18 protein-coding genes and 1 pseudogene are annotated in these 16,364 nt (G+C 56.9%); 18 read left to right on the forward strand and 1 reads right to left on the reverse strand.

From position 1 onward, the window contains the following. The first annotated feature begins 93 nt into the window (after nucleotides 1–93). From radC to BUB69_RS03795, 9 genes and pseudogenes are all read left to right on the forward strand, one after another. The gene (gene radC / locus BUB69_RS03755) at nucleotides 94–588 is read left to right on the forward strand and encodes a RadC family protein (RefSeq protein WP_073162495.1); all 495 of its coding nucleotides are present in this window, start codon (nucleotides 94–96) and stop codon (nucleotides 586–588) included. A gap of 52 nt (nucleotides 589–640) precedes the next feature. After that, nucleotides 641–1,398: pseudogene (locus BUB69_RS03760) on the forward strand (DUF5983 family protein). A gap of 94 nt (nucleotides 1,399–1,492) precedes the next feature. Further along, nucleotides 1,493–2,035, forward strand: coding sequence for a PFGI-1 class ICE element type IV pilus protein PilL2 (gene pilL2, locus BUB69_RS03765; protein WP_073162498.1), 543 nt, complete (start codon nucleotides 1,493–1,495; stop codon nucleotides 2,033–2,035). Then, on the forward strand, nucleotides 2,032–2,703 hold the full coding sequence (locus BUB69_RS03770; protein WP_073162500.1) for a tropomyosin: 672 nt from the start codon (nucleotides 2,032–2,034) through the stop codon (nucleotides 2,701–2,703). Before pilL2 ends, BUB69_RS03770 begins: the two co-directional genes overlap by 4 nt. Nucleotides 2,704–2,712: 9 nt before the next feature. Continuing rightward, the gene (locus BUB69_RS03775) at nucleotides 2,713–3,432 is read left to right on the forward strand and encodes a TIGR03759 family integrating conjugative element protein (RefSeq protein ID WP_073162503.1); all 720 of its coding nucleotides are present in this window, start codon (nucleotides 2,713–2,715) and stop codon (nucleotides 3,430–3,432) included. Then, on the forward strand, nucleotides 3,414–3,962 hold the full coding sequence (locus tag BUB69_RS03780) for a lysozyme family protein (RefSeq protein WP_073162504.1): 549 nt from the start codon (nucleotides 3,414–3,416) through the stop codon (nucleotides 3,960–3,962). Before BUB69_RS03775 ends, BUB69_RS03780 begins: the two co-directional genes overlap by 19 nt. After that, on the forward strand, nucleotides 3,959–4,474 hold the full coding sequence (locus BUB69_RS03785) for an integrating conjugative element protein (RefSeq protein WP_073162506.1): 516 nt from the start codon (nucleotides 3,959–3,961) through the stop codon (nucleotides 4,472–4,474). The genes BUB69_RS03780 and BUB69_RS03785 overlap by 4 nt, the downstream gene beginning before the upstream one ends. Nucleotides 4,475–4,483: 9 nt before the next feature. Continuing rightward, a complete protein-coding gene (gene traD, locus BUB69_RS03790; protein ID WP_073162508.1) occupies nucleotides 4,484–6,589 on the forward strand; it encodes a type IV conjugative transfer system coupling protein TraD in 2,106 nt (701 codons plus the stop codon). A 91-nt stretch (nucleotides 6,590–6,680) separates the two neighbouring features. Beyond that, nucleotides 6,681–7,412: a TIGR03747 family integrating conjugative element membrane protein gene (locus BUB69_RS03795; protein WP_073162510.1), complete on the forward strand. Its 732-nt coding sequence runs from the start codon at nucleotides 6,681–6,683 to the stop codon at nucleotides 7,410–7,412. Nucleotides 7,413–7,489: 77 nt separating this feature from the next. Here BUB69_RS03795 and BUB69_RS03800 read toward each other — a convergent pair whose 3' ends face one another. Beyond that, a complete protein-coding gene (locus BUB69_RS03800) occupies nucleotides 7,490–8,659 on the reverse strand; it encodes a hypothetical protein (protein ID WP_073162512.1) in 1,170 nt (389 codons plus the stop codon). Between the two features lie 210 nt (nucleotides 8,660–8,869). Here BUB69_RS03800 and BUB69_RS03805 point away from each other — a divergent pair, with 210 nt between their 5' ends. Genes BUB69_RS03805 through BUB69_RS03845 form a run of 9 tightly spaced genes read left to right on the forward strand, consistent with a single transcriptional unit; the run spans nucleotide 8,870 to nucleotide 16,340 of the window. After that, nucleotides 8,870–9,205, forward strand: coding sequence for an integrative conjugative element protein, RAQPRD family (locus tag BUB69_RS03805; RefSeq protein WP_073162514.1), 336 nt, complete (start codon nucleotides 8,870–8,872; stop codon nucleotides 9,203–9,205). After that, on the forward strand, nucleotides 9,202–9,441 hold the full coding sequence (locus BUB69_RS03810; protein WP_073162517.1) for a TIGR03758 family integrating conjugative element protein: 240 nt from the start codon (nucleotides 9,202–9,204) through the stop codon (nucleotides 9,439–9,441). Before BUB69_RS03805 ends, BUB69_RS03810 begins: the two co-directional genes overlap by 4 nt. Before the next feature lie 17 nt (nucleotides 9,442–9,458). Then, nucleotides 9,459–9,830: a TIGR03745 family integrating conjugative element membrane protein gene (locus BUB69_RS03815; protein WP_073162520.1), complete on the forward strand. Its 372-nt coding sequence runs from the start codon at nucleotides 9,459–9,461 to the stop codon at nucleotides 9,828–9,830. 7 nt (nucleotides 9,831–9,837) lie between these two features. Further along, nucleotides 9,838–10,251: a TIGR03750 family conjugal transfer protein gene (locus BUB69_RS03820; protein WP_053136445.1), complete on the forward strand. Its 414-nt coding sequence runs from the start codon at nucleotides 9,838–9,840 to the stop codon at nucleotides 10,249–10,251. After that, on the forward strand, nucleotides 10,248–10,889 hold the full coding sequence (locus tag BUB69_RS03825) for a PFL_4703 family integrating conjugative element protein (RefSeq protein ID WP_073162522.1): 642 nt from the start codon (nucleotides 10,248–10,250) through the stop codon (nucleotides 10,887–10,889). Before BUB69_RS03820 ends, BUB69_RS03825 begins: the two co-directional genes overlap by 4 nt. Next, a complete protein-coding gene (locus BUB69_RS03830; protein ID WP_073162525.1) occupies nucleotides 10,886–11,698 on the forward strand; it encodes a TIGR03749 family integrating conjugative element protein in 813 nt (270 codons plus the stop codon). The genes BUB69_RS03825 and BUB69_RS03830 overlap by 4 nt, the downstream gene beginning before the upstream one ends. Beyond that, nucleotides 11,688–13,205, forward strand: coding sequence for a TIGR03752 family integrating conjugative element protein (locus BUB69_RS03835; RefSeq protein WP_053136454.1), 1,518 nt, complete (start codon nucleotides 11,688–11,690; stop codon nucleotides 13,203–13,205). The genes BUB69_RS03830 and BUB69_RS03835 overlap by 11 nt, the downstream gene beginning before the upstream one ends. Beyond that, complete coding sequence (locus BUB69_RS03840) at nucleotides 13,168–13,584, forward strand: TIGR03751 family conjugal transfer lipoprotein (protein ID WP_073162528.1); 417 nt, start codon at nucleotides 13,168–13,170, stop codon at nucleotides 13,582–13,584. The genes BUB69_RS03835 and BUB69_RS03840 overlap by 38 nt, the downstream gene beginning before the upstream one ends. Next, nucleotides 13,584–16,340: a conjugative transfer ATPase gene (locus tag BUB69_RS03845; RefSeq protein ID WP_053136462.1), complete on the forward strand. Its 2,757-nt coding sequence runs from the start codon at nucleotides 13,584–13,586 to the stop codon at nucleotides 16,338–16,340. The genes BUB69_RS03840 and BUB69_RS03845 overlap by 1 nt, the downstream gene beginning before the upstream one ends. Nucleotides 16,341–16,364: the final 24 nt, after the last annotated feature.

Below are 16,364 nucleotides of genomic sequence, written 5' to 3' on the forward strand. Positions count from 1 at the left end.
AACGCCTGCAAACGCCTGCAACTCTACACCCACCCTGGGGATACCACTCCCCTCGGGCGTGTACCCCTGATTATTCCCTTCGGAGGTAGCGCCATGAGCACACCACTCAAACTGATTGAGACCTCGGATTCCGAGGCAGATCGCATTGTCCACGAAAACCAGCTGATCGACGAAGCGCTGCATATTCTGGATCGTCGGCTTTTCGTCCGCGGGCCTATCCTGACGTCGCCGGACACCGTAGCGGCTTACCTAAAACTGCGTCTTGCGCACCAAGACCATGAAGTCTTTGGTGTGATTTTTTTTGACGCCCAGCACCGGGTGCTGGCGTTCGAAATCCTCTTTCACGGCAGCATTGATGGCGCCAGCGTTTACCCCCGCCAAGTCGTTAAGCGTTCCCTCGCGCATAACGCTGCGGCCGCCATTTTTGTTCACAACCACCCCTCAGGGTGTACGGAACCCAGCCAGGCGGATCGCGTCTTGACCGCTCGGTTGAAAGAGGCCTTGGCCTTGATCGACGTGTGCGTACTGGATCACTTCATCGTGGGTGAAGGTCGCCCGCTCTCCCTTGCCGAATACGGCTGGCTTTAACCCTCACAGGCGCCTACGGGCGCCTTAGTCATTTTCATTCTGGAGCACGGTCATGAACCCCACACACCAAGCCACCGCCCTGCTGATCGCCTCAAATCCATTTACTCGCGGCTACGACAAACTTTATATCGAACGGCTGTTAATGATCGCCTACGAGGACGGTTGTCCTCCCTGCTTTCGGCCTATGCACGACTCCCAGGCGCATCTGCCCGACGATACGTTGCAACTGGTCCCCTGCATCTTCAATGATGATTTCGCCTTGATCAGCGAAGGCCAATCCATTCTGAATGAATTGGATGGTTGCTGCCCGTCCAACGGACTGGTGCACCAGGTGGTCTATGCCGTAATAGGCGAAGTGTTCAACGAGCAGTGCCACGTCGCGGACTTTGACTCCTTGAAAGAAGCCAAGTCCGTGGTCCTTCGCTTGAGTTTCGAGACTGGACACTACAGCCGAGCTTGGGAGATCAGTACCGCACACCTCACTGAAGAAGCATTGCGCTACTTGGAACACCGGGCGGGCTATTTCTACTCTAGCCCAACCGGGCTGCTGTTCGAACCCTTTGTCCTGAAGGACTGCAATGGCATCGGGTGTAGCTGATCGGCACGCCCTGGACAGACGATAACCTGTTAAAAATCGAGGGCTGTTCTTATTCATCGCTGAGGCAAGAGCAACTCGATGCTGGTACGCCGGCAGCCTTGGCCAACGTACTGTATATGGCGGCATTGGCGGATGTGCGATTGTTGATCTTCGACCCCGACGCTGCTGTCTTGGATGGACTAGCTATCTATGATGCAGAGCAAAGTATTTAGCGTTAACACGACCTGCCATAAATCGGATTTCTCACTGAATCGCTCCTTCACCTCATGTCAGGTTCTGTACTGAATCTGACATGAGGTTTTTTTCATGGAGCGTTTTTTTACGCCTGTCTGTCTGCTGGTTTTTTTGAGTGCCTGCAGCGCGCAAATTCCAACCCCATTGCCGACTAATCCAAAGATCGACAGTGGCTCCAATCGGACCCAATTATCGAGGAGCCCGGCCGAAGCAAACCATCCGGCGGAGATCCGTTATGGTCGCTATACCCTGGTGAGTACAGAGCCCACTACGGAGCAACGTGATCTTCTCGCTCAAATAATTGATCTGAGCATACCGTCCAACCTTAATCCCTCGGTACAGGAGGCGATGCACTACGTGTTGCAGCGCTCGGGTTATTCGCTCTGCCCTACCACCGAACCAGTAAAGACACTTTTCACTCGGCCTCTGCCCGCTGCCCATTACCGGCTCGGCCCGATTGCGTTACGCAGCGCACTACAGGTACTGGCGGGCTCCGCCTGGCAACTCACGACCGATGAGGTCAGCCGTTCGGTCTGCTTCGAACAGCAGAAAGCTGATGTCGGCATCGTGCGGGCTACACCAGACTCGTCCCATCAGGCGGAGGCACGTCCATGAAAGCCTCGACGTTTCAAACCATCATTGTTGGCTTACTTTACCTGGCAGTCGCCGGGCTGAGCGGCGGTTTGTTTAACCAGTATCAGCGCATGGCAGAGCTACAGAGTACGAACACCAATCGCCTACAAACTTTGGACACCTTGCAACGTAATTTAAGCGCGCTCAAGGACGCACAGGAGAAACTGCAGTACGCGCTGAAAGACTTGAAGCAGATGGTCGATACCGGTGAACAACAGGCCAATACCCTCGATCCGATGCTGGATCAGTGGGCGCAAGAGATACAGGAGATGCGCGACGGTCTGGCAGACCGCGCCACCGTGAAAGACCTGACAGCTCTAAGCGGACGCTTTGAGCACGTCGAACAGCAGCTACTGGAGCTCAAGACTCAGCCAACCCTCCCACCGCCAACCTCTTCCGCGAACAAGCCGAAAAAGACGGCTCGCCCAAAACCCGTCCCGCTATCGCCACCGTTCTCAGTGTTGGGTGTCGAGTCCCGCGGGGGTGAGCGCTTTTTGGCAGTCGCACCTCATGACAGTAGCTCTCTCATAGATATTCGGCTGCTGCATGCCGGCGAGCAGTTCGGAGCCTGGCACCTGAAAGTGCTTGAGCCGCACTCAGCCATCTTCTCGGTGGCCGCTCAGCCAGATCAGACCGTGCAACTCCCTTGAGAAGCGATCATGAACAGAGTGCCACTACTCCCCGTCGTTTGTCTCGCGTCGCTACTGGCCATAGGCACTGCGATGGGCACCCCTGCCACGACACGGTCACGGATCCAGGACACACAATCCACTCCGCTGGGACACTCGCACTCTGAACAGGCCGCAAGCTGGGGGCTCACGGAGCAGGAGTGGACACACTTCGAACAGATCCAAGCCGGCTCACGCGGTTTCTGGAGCCCGAACCTCGATCCGTTGACCGCCCTCGGGGTTGAGGCCCAGACCGACCAAGAACGCCAGCGCTATGCCGAATTACAGGTAGCACTGGAAGCCAAACGCGCCGAGCGTGAATTGGCCTACCAAGACGCTTACACCGCGGCCTGGACCAAGCTGTTTCCCGGGCTGCTGCCGATCCAGGGCATGGCATCTTCGCCCCCTACCAGCTCATCAGTCGCCCCGCGCCCAGCCCTGTTTGTAGAGGACCGCTGCCCTGCATGCACCGCTGAAGCACAACGTTTGCAGAACAGTGACACGGCGTTCGATATCTACCTGGTGGGCAGCCAAGGCGAGGATGAACGCGTCCGCAGCTGGGCTCGCCAGGCAGACATCGATCCGGCCAAGGTTCAACGCCGGCAGATCACCCTGAACCATGACAGTGGTCGCTGGTTTAGCCTGGGTGCCCCAGGACCATTGCCCACCACATTTCAACAGGTGAACGGACAATGGCAACGCCTAAACTGAGTGGTCTTGCGCTCATGTTGACGATGCTCGCAGTCCAGGCTGACGAACTTCCGCCTCCGGCGTATCAATTGGCGGCGCATGACGCCAACATCCCGCCTACGGTGCTGTTCGCAATTACCTTGCAGGAGAGTGGTATCCATGTCCGTGGTCGACTGCTGCCCTGGCCCTGGACCCTTAACATCGCCGGAACACCCTATCGCTTCGCCACGCGCCAGGCCGCCTGTAACGCATTGCTTAAGGCACTCGCCCGGCATGACGCCAAACGGGTCGACGTCGGCCTTGGACAAACCAACCTAGGTTCCCACGAGCAACGTTTTTCCAGTCCCTGCGAAGCCCTTGATCCCTACCGAAATCTCGCCGTGACCGCCGCGTTGTTACATGAGCATCACGCCGCCACCGGTAATTGGGTTTCAGCCGCAGGGCGTTATCACCGCCCTGCGGGAGGTTTACCCGCCGCGCGCTACCGCGATGGATTCTCCCGGCAACTCGCACGGCTACAGGCTTTCGCTGAACAAGGCACACCACCATGAAACGAATTCCTATTGCCTATTACTTCCTCCTGCTCTTGGCTGCTTTCGCCCAGTCGAAACAATCCGTTGCAGAGGACCAGTTTGGCGGCTTCACCCGTCCCCATTTTCAAGTTGCCAGGCCGCCCATGAACAACAATCTCCAGCCTGATCGGGCCATGCATGCGGACCTGTCCATTTTTGCCGATGAAACCTGGTTACTACCCGTCCGCAGCTCTCTCTTGAGCCCCGGCCAAATCACGCCTCGCGCCTTGAACATGCCGGGCTTACGGCCATTTTTCCTGGTCGGTGAGGATCCCCACTCACTGGCTTGGTTGCGTCAACGCGCGACTGAATTGCAGGAAATGGGCGCGGCTGGTCTAGCGGTTGAAGTAACCGATGCCGAAGCTTTGATCCGGATTCGAGCAGCCGCCCCGGGCATCACCATCCTGCCGGTCAACGGTAACGACATCGCCACCCGCTTGCAGATCGAGCACTACCCCGTCTTGATCACCGCCACCTCACTGGAACAATGAGTCCAGGTCATGGCCGAACATGCGATGGAGTCCAAGCTCCGGCCGGCGGTGGAGTTGTACACCGTAGCGATCTGCATCGCCGCCGCGGTGTTGTGCGTGTACTCGCCCTGGGCTGTGGCCCTGTCACCCGAGATCGGGCTGGTTGCGGCGCTGGCCTATGCCCTGTTCGGCCTTATTCGGCTTCGACAAGCCTGGGAGGTGCTGCGCTATCGGCGCAATATCCGTCGGCTGCCCCGTTACGAGCTGACCAGTCGACAGATTCCGATCAGCCGCAAGCGTCTGTTCATGGGCCGCGGATTTCGTTGGACCCGCCTGCACACCCAGCGCCTGGTCGAGGCCCAGGATCCGGCGGTCGCCCACTATGTCGACCAACCTACCTGTTACCGTCTGGCCCGTGGACTCGAACGGCGCCTGGAGCATGCACCGTTCCCGCTCTCGACATTGGCCCGTGTCACCGCCTGGGACAGTGCCTTCAATCCCTTGCGCCCTTTGCCCCCGGTAGGTGGCTCGCCACTGTTGCATGGGGTCGAGCCCGATGAGACGGAAGTCAGTCTACCATTGGGCGAACGCGTCGGACACACCCTGGTGCTAGGCACTACTCGCGTCGGCAAGACGCGACTCGCCGAGGTGTACATCACCCAGGACATTCACCGCGTCGAACACGAGGTAGTGATTGTCTTCGATCCGAAGGGTGATGCCGACCTGCTCAAGCGCATGTACGTCGAAGCCAAACGCGCCGGTAGGGAAAAGGAATTCTATGTTTTCCATCTAGGCTGGCCAGAGATCTCCGCGCGTTACAACGCCGTAGGACGTTTCGGGCGCATTTCGGAAGTGGCGTCGCGTATCGCCGGGCAGCTCAGCGGTGAAGGTAACTCGGCGGCCTTCCGTGAGTTCGCCTGGCGCTTCGTCAACATCATTGCCCGGGCTTTGATCGAGTTGGGTCGACGTCCGGACTACCTGCAGATCCAGCGACATGTGGTCAATATCGATGCGCTGTTCATCGAATACGCTCAGCAGTTTTTCGCCAAGACCGACCCGAAGGCCTGGGAGGTGATTGTCCAACTTGAAGGCAAGCTCAACGAGAAAAACATTCCCCGGCATATGGTGGGACGCGAAAAGCGTGTGGTGGCCATCGAGCAGTACCTGGCGGCCAAACGGGTATTTGATCCAGTCATGGACGGACTGCGATCGGCGGTGCGATATGACCGTACTTACTTCGACAAAATCGTTGCCTCGCTACTGCCGCTGCTGGAGAAACTTACCACCGGCAAGACCGCCCAGCTACTGGCGCCCAACTACACCGATTTAGATGATCCGCGGCCAATCTTCGATTGGATGCAGATCATCCGAAAACGCGGCATCGTCTACGTTGGCCTCGATGCGCTGACTGATGCCGAAGTGGCCGCCGCCGTGGGCAATTCAATGTTCGCCGACTTGGTCTCGGTCGCGGGACATATCTACAAACATGGCATTGACCATGGGCTGCCTCAATCTGGCAACGCTGGTGACAAACTTCCAATCAACCTGCATGCCGATGAGTTCAACGAGTTGATGGGCGATGAGTTCATTCCGCTGATCAACAAGGGGGGCGGTGCCGGTATCCAGGTAACCGCCTACACCCAAACCCTCAGCGATATCGAAGCACGAATCGGCAACCGGGCCAAGGCCGGCCAAGTGGTCGGCAACTTCAACACCCTACAGATGCTGCGGGTGCGGGAAACCGCAACCGCGGAACTGCTCACCCAGCAGTTGCCCAAGGTTAATGTGCTCACCAAAACCTTGGTCTCGGGTGCAACCGACACCTCCGATCCGGAGGCCAACACGGACTTCACCTCGTCCTCACAGGACCGTGTCAGCAGCACCAGCGTGCCGCTGATCGAGCCTGCTCACATCGTCAGCTTGCCCAAGGGGCAAATGTTCTCCTTCCAGGCCGGGGGGCAGCTCTGGAAAGTCCGCATGCCGTTGCCAAAACCCTCCAACGACGATGCCATGCCCAAGGACCTGCAGGAATTAACTCAACGGATGCGGGCGGCCTACAACGCGCAGGCGGGGCAGTGGTGGAGCGCCAGTGGTGGCGGCCCAACTACCAACTTCGATTTGGATCAGGTGGGGTAGCCCGGCCCCACCACAGGTTTCGATTAAGCAAATACGCACTCGGCAGGAGTCATACCTAAATCAAAATCTGCAGAGCGTAATGGAGTGAACGATGGCGACTTTCGCTCAGAAACAGCCACCACAACCGATCCAGCGTCCGGGATTGATTATCTCGGCAACCAGCCTGGCTCTGCGCATCATCGGTGTGCTGATGGCCTCGTTGCTGTTCTCGGTCCTCATCGAGTTCGCCGGTTTGCTGCTAATCTGGGGCGATCAGGGTTGGCGTCACAGCGAAACCGTGTTGAGTAGCGAGCTGGGCTGGTTCAGCGAGCACTTCAAATCTTCTCTCATCCTCCAACAACCTGGGCAGACGATTGTCCAGTGGCTGGATTTTCTAAATCAATGGTTATTGGTTAAGACCGGTTTTGCGGATTTTGCCCGGCAGGCGAGGGTGTCGAACCAAGGCAACGGCTTCTCGAGCTGGATCAACCAGCTCTACGTGAGCATTGAGGACTTCGTACTGGCCGCAGTTTATGTGATCTTTACCTACGTGGTGCGCCTGACCATTCTGGTCCTGGCCGCCCCCCTGTTTCTGATGGCCATGTTTACTGGTTTTATCGATGGTCTGATACGCCGCGACCTGCGCAAATTTGGCGCAGGTCGGGAAAGTAGTTTTGTTTATCACCGTGCAAAACGGACTGTGGTACCGCTATTGACTCTGCCCTGGATCGTTTACCTATCATTACCCATTACACTCAATCCGCCGGCCGTTTTTATCCCTTGCGCCGTGATACTCGGGGCAGCCACCGCATTGACAACAACCACATTCAAAAAATACATCTAAACAAATCACCTGAAGCTCAACCAAGCAACTAGCAGCATATCTATCCAAGAGAGCCAAAAGCCAGAATGATATGCCACTTAGCAAGCTCTCAGCTTTATGAGAAACCACCATTTAAAAAATATTACTCTCATCGCGCGCAACAACCAAGAGCGCGACTTCATGTTACCCTCTCCTATTATTGATAATGACGCTGTTGCAGCCTTGCCACCGGCAAGAAAAGAAATAATACAAAAGAGAAAATACTTCAGATTTTCGTGTTCTCGACTCAGTTTAACCTTATCCACTAACCTTCCAAGTTTTTCATAGAGCTTACGTACACGCTCCCCATGGGCAGTCAGTGGAATGTAATCTTTGCTCCCAAACTCCTGACTATTTATCATTAGATGAGTAGGTGTTTCATGGCACGCGCCGCTATTATTGGCACGAGAGCAAAAATAAGCATTTATTCTGGCTATGGCATCGGGGCCTGGTAATGATTGCAACCAGGAATCTCCGTAGCGTCTCAATTCCGGCTCATCCCCGACGCTGTTGATCGATAATATCGAATACACTTTGACAGCGGATTTACAGACTGCATTTTCAGCCGCTGAAAATGAGGTATCGGTTAGACAGCTCTCCTTCAAATCTTGATACCGATCTTTATAAAACCGCAAATAGTCACCCAGCAATTTATTGGTATCTACCATTTGGTCACGATCAAACTTTGCTTGAGAGTCAACCACCAAATACATGCATCCCACCAGGCTTAGCATGCACCACAGATGGTCATAGCCATGCTTAAATTTCGGACTCTTAAAAAAATTCGCAAAAATTAAAATAATCGACCAACCCAAGACAAATGCAATTAAAAAATTTATCCCACTGTTCCAAAAGCCACCTATATACCCCGACCCCAGATTAAAGTCCTCAGGAATAAGCAACCACCAACTCGGTGCGAATCCGGCCAGTGATAAAAATCCAGGAAAAAGCACGATCAACAAGCCCGCGGTGCCCGGCTTACGCCCTAGAACATAAGCCCCTCTGACAAATACAAGGCCCACTAAAACAAGGAACATAAAGAAAAACAAAGAAATTATTTTTACGCCCGCGACGGGACTAAGATTCAACAGCGGGTACGGTATACCTGGCTCGTATATGTCATTAAAATAACCAAACCAACCGATTCCTTCTAGGTTCTGTGCCACCCCGTAAGAGGCAATGAACGATATCCAATAATATGGTTTTATAAACAGATAAAGCCATTGCATAAAAACTGCTCCCTAAAAAACAAGCTCATGTTCAAAACTGAGGGGGTAGCCCCTCGGTGTAACCCTACCGTCGGCGCATGTGGACCGTGCCAATCAAGAATACCCAAGAGGTCAATCGCCCTCAAAAACGATTGTCTCTGCTTCAGTTTTTCTAGGGATTTAACTGGTCATTTTCACAATCCTGAACGTGAGAATCCAGAGCCAATCGCCATGCTTACGCCCTTCATCTCTAGCCTTCTGATTTCCATATTGTTGGTAGCGTGCAACTGCGCCAACGCAACACCCATTCAAGAACCGGTTGATATGGAGCTCATCCAAAAACAGCTTGAGGTTACTGAGCACATCGCGAATCGCGCAAATATAACCAATACGCCAGACACGTCCGAACGATATCGCTTCGACTATCCCCGTCTAATTCATGACATCCAGCGCATTCGTCAAGGTGTACAGGGCTATTTGTCCCCCTCTCGCGCTCAACCTCGCGATCCCCGTGAAATGGTCGGTGATTACCGACTTGATACCCCGTCTGCGAAGCCTTCGCCATGAGTATGACTGACGCTCAGATCGCGGCCTTCCAAAACGCCTCCGGCTTTTCGGCACAGAGCAGCTCGACACTGTGGCTTTCCCTGGTTCTCGTCCTTGCTTTGCTGTGGTGTGCCTGGGTGATGTGGACGGCCTACCGGGGCTGGGCGACAGGAAGCGTGCGCTTTGGTGCCTTTGGCGGCAGCGCTGCGCGCGTACTGCTCGCCTTGCTGATTTTGATGTTCTTCACCCTGTCCTAACATCGGAGATCGCCATCATGCTCAAGTGCCTTGTCCCTCTCAAAAACAACCTGCGTGATCGTGCAAACCAATGCTTGATAGGTCTGATGCTGGTCCTTGGTCCAGGCCTAGCTTTTGCCGAGCTACCGACCATGGAGGCGCCTTCCCGAGGCGAAGGTTCCGGATTGATCGAAACGATCAAAAACTACGCCTACGACGCCGGCATTCTACTAGGCCTGCTGATTGCCCTTCTCGCGTTTCTCGGCGTGGCTTGGCATTCCCTGACCGTATTTGCCGACGTCCAAAACCAGCGCAAGACCTGGAAAGACCTCGGCGCGGTAGTCGGTATCGGCGCCCTGTTGGTGGTGATCATCATCTGGTTTCTCACCAAGGCTGCCGCGATTCTGTGAGGTCGACATGAACGACACTATCGAACGCCTTGCCGACGGCACCGTGGCCTTTCTGCCGGAGCGACTCAATCGTGATCCAGCCGTATTGCGCGGTTTAACCAATGATGAAATGTGGGTAGCCCTAGGCACAGGCGCCGTCATTGGCCTCCTGGTCGGCGTTCCTCTGGCGATCGCCACCGCCTCGATTGCCGTGGCGCCCACCAGCATGATCGCAGGCATGACAGTGGTGTTATTGGTCGGGGGCACGCTACTGCGTCGGGCCAAACGTGCTCGTCCCGAGACCTGGTTGTACCGCAAGCTCGAATGGATACTCGCCAGCCGTTGGCGCCTGGGGCGTGGAAGTTTGATTCTCCACTCCGGCGCCTGGACAGTTCGCCGTTCGCGTCGACTTGGCCACGCCCTGTCCCGGTGGCAGCCATGAGTCGATTTCGAAACAAGGTCGATGCCCAACAGGCACATATCTTCAGCCTGCGTTTGGCGATAGTGATGCTCGCTCTACTAAGCGCCGGGCTATGGTATGGCTGGCGCTCAGCACCGACCGATCTGACCGTGCATGTCCCCCCTGATCTGCGCGCGGGCAGCACGCGCAAGTGGTGGGATGTCCCCCCAGAGAATGTGTATGCCTTTGCCCTGTACATCTTTGGCCAACTCAACCGCTGGCCCTCGGATGGCGAGCAGGATTATCGCCGCGCCATCTATGGCTTGCAGTCCTACCTGACACCTGCCTGCAAGGCCTTCCTCGACGGAGACTACGAGTACCGCAAGGCCGCCGGCGAGTTGCGCCAGCGGGTGCGTGGCGTCTACGAAATTCTGGGCCGTGGCTACAGCGAAGATCCGGAACTCAGGGTCAAGCAACTCGACCGCGACAGCTGGCTGGTCACGCTCGACCTCAACGCCGATGAGTATTACGCCGCCGAACCGGTAAAACGGGTGGTGGTGCGCTATCCATTGCGCGTGGTGCGTTTTGACCTGGATCCCGAGCGCAACAAGTGGGGGCTGGCTCTGGACTGCTACCAGGGCACTCCGCAAAAAATCTTCCTGCCTGGAGGTGAACCATGAAGCGGATGTCGACCCTGGGACTCACCGTCGCACTAACGCTGTGGGGAGTCGCGGCACAGGCCGTCGAGCTGATGCATTGGGAACGCCTCCCCCTCGCGGTCCCGCTGGTGATCAATCAGGAGCGAGTGGTATTTGTCGATGAGGCTGTTCGCGTCGGCGTGCCCTCAAACTTGACGGGCAAGCTGCGCGTGCAATCCACCGGCGGCACGCTGTACCTGCGCGCGTCGGAAGCCATTGCCCCGACCCGACTGCAACTGCAATCAGTCGCGACGGGTGAGATCATCCTGCTGGATATCGCGGCCACGCCTGGCGATCAACCGCTGGAGCCGGTGCGTATTCTCAAGCATGCTCCGGTGCAGGCTGCCGAGACTGAATCGAGCACCGCCCCTGTTCAAGAACGTACGCCGATCCCGGTCGCGTTGACCCGCTATGCCGCACAGAGCCTGTACGCGCCGCTGCGCACCGTAGAATCCCTACCCGGCGTCCGCCGCGTCCCACTCAAGCTGCGCAGCGTACTGCCGACCCTGTTGCCGAGCGAAAACGTGTCCAGTACGCCCACCGCCGCCTGGCGACTCGGTGATTACTGGGTGACGGTGGTGAAGTTGCGCAATCGTGGTTCAGAGACGGTGCAACTCGATCCACGTCGGCTTCAGGCCACGCTGTTCGCCGCGACCTTCCAGCATGCTTTCCTCGGGCCGGTCGGCAGTGCGGAAGACACCACTATTGCCTACCTCATCACGCGCGGTGCCGGCCTCGAACACGCCCTGATGCTTCCGCCCGTTGCGCGAGGTGCTGACGATGAAGGCTAACGCCTTGCTCAAATGGCTAGTACCAGCTGCGCTGCTGGGCGTAGTGCTGATCATCATGAAAAGCTGGGTCGCGGGAGGCAGTACGCCTTCTCCAGAGCACCCAGTTGATCAGGGCGATATTCAATTATCTGCCGAGCAAGCCAAGTCGCTCGGCATTGCGGGCGATACCCCACGCGACACGGTCGCCACCTTGGTAGGCCAAGTGAAGGCCATGCGCAGCGACATGCTCGGTTTGAAGAAACACAATGATTCACTGCAAACGGAAAACAACCGTCTACGTGAGCGGGAAAACAGCGTCGACTCGCGTATTCAGACGGCACTTGGCAGTGTGACCCAGCAGGTAGACGAAGGCCGCCGACAAGCCAATGAAGCACGCCTCAAAGCGGAACAAGACAGTCGTCAGGCTCGCGGTCTGCTGACGCAATTGCAGGAACAGTTGTCGGGGCTGACCGGCAAAAGCAAGGATATGCCGATCGGACTGGGGCTTGAACCGGGCGATGGGGACCAGTTCGAAGGGCGGCATTCTGCCAACGATGCGCTGCAGTGGATTGAACCCTCGGATGCTCCCTCCACCGAAGCCCGAGGCAAAACCAAGACCTCTTCCGCACCGAGTCTGCCTAATGCCTTCAACTCGCTCGAGGGCTTGAAGGACAATGCCATCGACCGCAGCCAAAAGCAGTTACGCGAGGTCACCAAGGGTGAGCGTGACCTGACGCGATCCGGTGATCGTACCGAAGGTGCGAAGCCGGTCTACACCATTCCCGAAAATGCGACATTGATGGGCTCGGTCGCCATGACCGCGCTGATTGGCCGAGTCCCGGTGGATGGCACCGTGAATGATCCCTATCCCTTCAAGGTGCTGGTCGGTCCGGAAAACCTGACGGCCAACGGCATCGACCTGCCAGACGTCGCGGGGGCTGTGATGAGCGGCACGGCGTCCGGTGACTGGACCCTGTCATGCGTACGCGGACAGGTCGAGTCGATCACTTTTGTGTTTACCGATGGCACCATCCGCACGGTGCCTCAGCCGAAAGCGGTATCCAGCCGCAATGTCTCCACCACCCAGAGCTCAAACACCGACAAGATCCGCGGTGGACTCGGTTACCTCTCCGATCCGTATGGCATTCCCTGCATCGCCGGCGACCGCCGCTCGAACGCCCAGCAGTACCTCGGTAGCCAGAGCCTGATCACTGCTGCCGGCGCGGGTGTCGCTGCCTTGCTCGGGAATGAGCAAAACAACAGCAGCGTGATCAGCTCTGGCGGCAGTGCCTTCGGGGTCACCAGCAGCAGTGGCAATAGCACACTGAACTCAATTCTCAGTGGTGGGGTCAGCGACATTCGCGAGTGGGTCAACAAACTGTATGGCGAAGCCTTTGCTGCCGTGTATGTACCACCTGCAGCACAGGTCGCCCTACACCTCGACCATGAGATCACCATCGACTACGAGCCCAAGGGCCGGAGCGTTCGCCATGAAAAAGATCCTACGTCTCTATCTGATCTGGATTAGCTTGCTCTGCTGGGTCCTGACGGGGTGTTCCACCGACAAGGACACACTTTTGCCGCATGGCGAGCAAACCATGCTGGACATCTGGAACGGCGCCGGCTCACAGGGTACTCAACAGCAACTGTTGGATGCTCGGCAACAGTTGCGTCGCCCGTTGGCTCAAACAGATCTCTCCGCTGCGCTCCAGGAACCGTATACGCGTACAGCAGCGAATGAAATTCGCAACCTGTTCCCTCGCCTGCCCAATCCTGATTTGGTGATGTACGTGTATCCGCATCTGAGTGGTACCGAGCAGGCACCAGTGCCGGGGTACTCGACCGTCTTTCCATTCTACCAACGGGTGCAGTACGCACTGCCGGGTGAACGTCAGGAAAACCTGTAATGTGTAGCGACGATACGGGCAACTGCACGTCTGCATGGAAAGCCTGGCGCAACCCATTGCGCGCCCGCGCCACACTGGCCGATGAAGCTGCGCTCTATGCGCACAATCCCAGCTTCACCGATCATCTGCCGTGGGTCGAATACCTCGAAACCGAGCAGTGTTTTCTACTAGATGACAATCGCTCTGTGGGTGCGGTTTTCGAGCTACTGCCCATCGGCACCGAAGGGCGCGAACCCGATTGGCTAATGGCAGCCCGCGATGCCCTCGAAGATGCCCTGCAGGATAGCTTTGATGAGCTGGATCAAGCGCCTTGGGTGGCGCAGTTTTTCTGCCAGGACGACAATGACTTCACCCCCTATCTGACTTGGCTAACAGATTATATTCAGGACAGCGCCCGAGGCACAGTTTTCACCGAAGCATACCTGGAACTTATTCGCCGACATCTGAAAGCCATCTCCAAGCCTGGCGGCCTGTTCGAAGATAAGGCAATCACGCGCCTGCCCTGGCGAGGAAACAACCGTCGGGTGCGATTGGTGATCTATCGCTGGCTTGAGTCTGACGGTGAGGAGGCGGGACTCAACCCAGTGCAATCGCTGCAACAAACTTGCGAACGTGTCGCTGTTTCGTTGCAGGCGTGCGGGGTGCAATCGACGCGAGTCGATGGCCGAGGTTTGTATGCATGGTTGTTGCCCTGGTTCAATCCAGCCCCCAAGCTCACAGATGAATCGCCCGAAGACTTTTACCGCCGCGTGGCCTATCCGGGGTCTGACGAGAGCGAGTCGCTGGAACTACCTTTCGATCATGACTTTGCCGAACGGTTGTTCTTTAACGAACCGCGTTCGAACGTGCAGCATGGACTCTGGCTTTTTGATGATCACCCCCACCGGGTAATGGTCGTGGACAAGCTGCGCCGGGCGCCATTGATTGGTCAACTCACTGGCGAAATCCGCAAGGGCGACGCGGTGAATGCCCTTTTCGACCAGCTACCCGAAGGCACGGTGATGAGCCTGACCTTGGTGGTCAAACCGCAGGATGTACTCGAGGATCAGTTGAACCGTTTAGCCCGCAAAGCGATCGGTGAAAACCTTGCCTCGACCCAAGCCCGTCAGGATGTTGAAGAGGCTCGTGCGATCATCGGCCGTCAGCACAAGCTGTACCGCGGCACGATGGCGTTTTACGTGCGCGGTTACGATGAACAGCAACTGCGCCAGCGCTCGGTCAGCCTAGCCAATGCGCTGCTGGGTGCGGGCCTGCAGCCGGTACGCGAAGGCGATGAAGTCGCGGCCTGCAACAGCTACCTGCGTTGGTTACCGATGGCTTACAACCCAGCCCGCGACACACGTAACTGGTACACACGTCTGATGTTCGTCCAACACCTGGCAAACCTCGTTCCAGTCTGGGGACGCAGCATTGGCACCGGCCACCCGGGTATTACGCTGTTTAATCGTGGTGGGTCGCCTTTGAGCTTTGATCCGTTGTCACGTTTAGACAGGGCAATGAACGGCCACCTGCTGTTATTCGGCCCCACCGGCGCCGGCAAGTCAGCGACCCTAGTCACCTTGTTGATGCAGATCATGGCTATATACCGCCCTCGCCTATTTATCGTAGAGGCTGGCAACTCGTTCGGCCTGCAGGGTGACTACTTCGCGACCCAGGGCTTGTCGATCAACAAGGTCCAATTGAAACCTGGTGCCCCGGTCAGTCTCGCCCCATTCGGCGATGCCTGGCGCCTGGTCAAACAACCGGATCAAGTGGCGAGTCTTTCCATTGATGAGTGGGACGATGAAACAGTCGCCAGTCGAGAGGACCAGCGCGATGTGCTCGGCGAGTTGGAAATCACCGCTCGCCTGATGATCACCGGCGGCGAGGCCAAAGAAGAGGCGCGACTGAGTCGAGCTGATCGTAGCTTGATTCGTGAGTGTATTCTCGATGCGGCGCAAACCTGTGTCGCAACGAACCGTCAAGTACTGACCCGCGATGTGCGCAACGCTTTACTGCGCGTCGCCAAGGACTCGCGCTTACCGGAAAAGCGTCGCGAACGTGCACAGGAAATGGGCGAGTCCATCGATCTCTTTTGCCAGGGCTTCGAGGGTGAGCTCTTCGACCGTGAAGGCACTCCGTGGCCGGAGAGCGATGTGACCATCGTTGATCTCGCAACTTACGCTCGCGAAGGCTATGAGGCTCAGATGTCTATTAGCTACATCAGCCTGATGAACACCGTAAACAACCTCGCCGAGCGCGACCAGTACTTGGGCCGACCGATCATCATGGTCACCGACGAGGGGCATATCATTACCAAGAATCCGCTGCTGGCGCCTTTCGTGGTTAAGGGCACGAAGATGTGGCGCAAGCTCGGCGCCTGGTTCTGGCTAGCCACGCAAAACCTTGCGGACTTTCCCACGGCTGCGCAGACCATGCTCAACATGATCGAATGGTGGATTTGCTTGAATATGCCGCCCGCGGAGATTGAGGAAATCGCAAGGTTCAAAAAGCTCACGCCGGCGCAGAAAGCCTTGCTGCTTTCCGCTGGTAAGGAGCCGGGAAAATACACTGAAGGGGTCGTGCTATCTCAAAAAATTGAGACGCTGTTTCGGGCCGTACCACCCAGCCTTTATCTTGCCCTGGCGATGACGGAACCTGAAGAGAAGGCCGAGCGCTGGACACTGATGCAGGACCTCGGCTGCTCAGAACTGGAAGCAGCGTATCGAGTAGCTGAACGGATCGATAGCGCACGAGGGATAAACCCGAATAGGTGAGTCTATTTTGATCGCGCGCGCCCT

It is taken from the genome of Pseudomonas asturiensis (assembly GCF_900143095.1).
GTDB classification, from domain to species: Bacteria; Pseudomonadota; Gammaproteobacteria; order Pseudomonadales; family Pseudomonadaceae; genus Aquipseudomonas; species Aquipseudomonas asturiensis.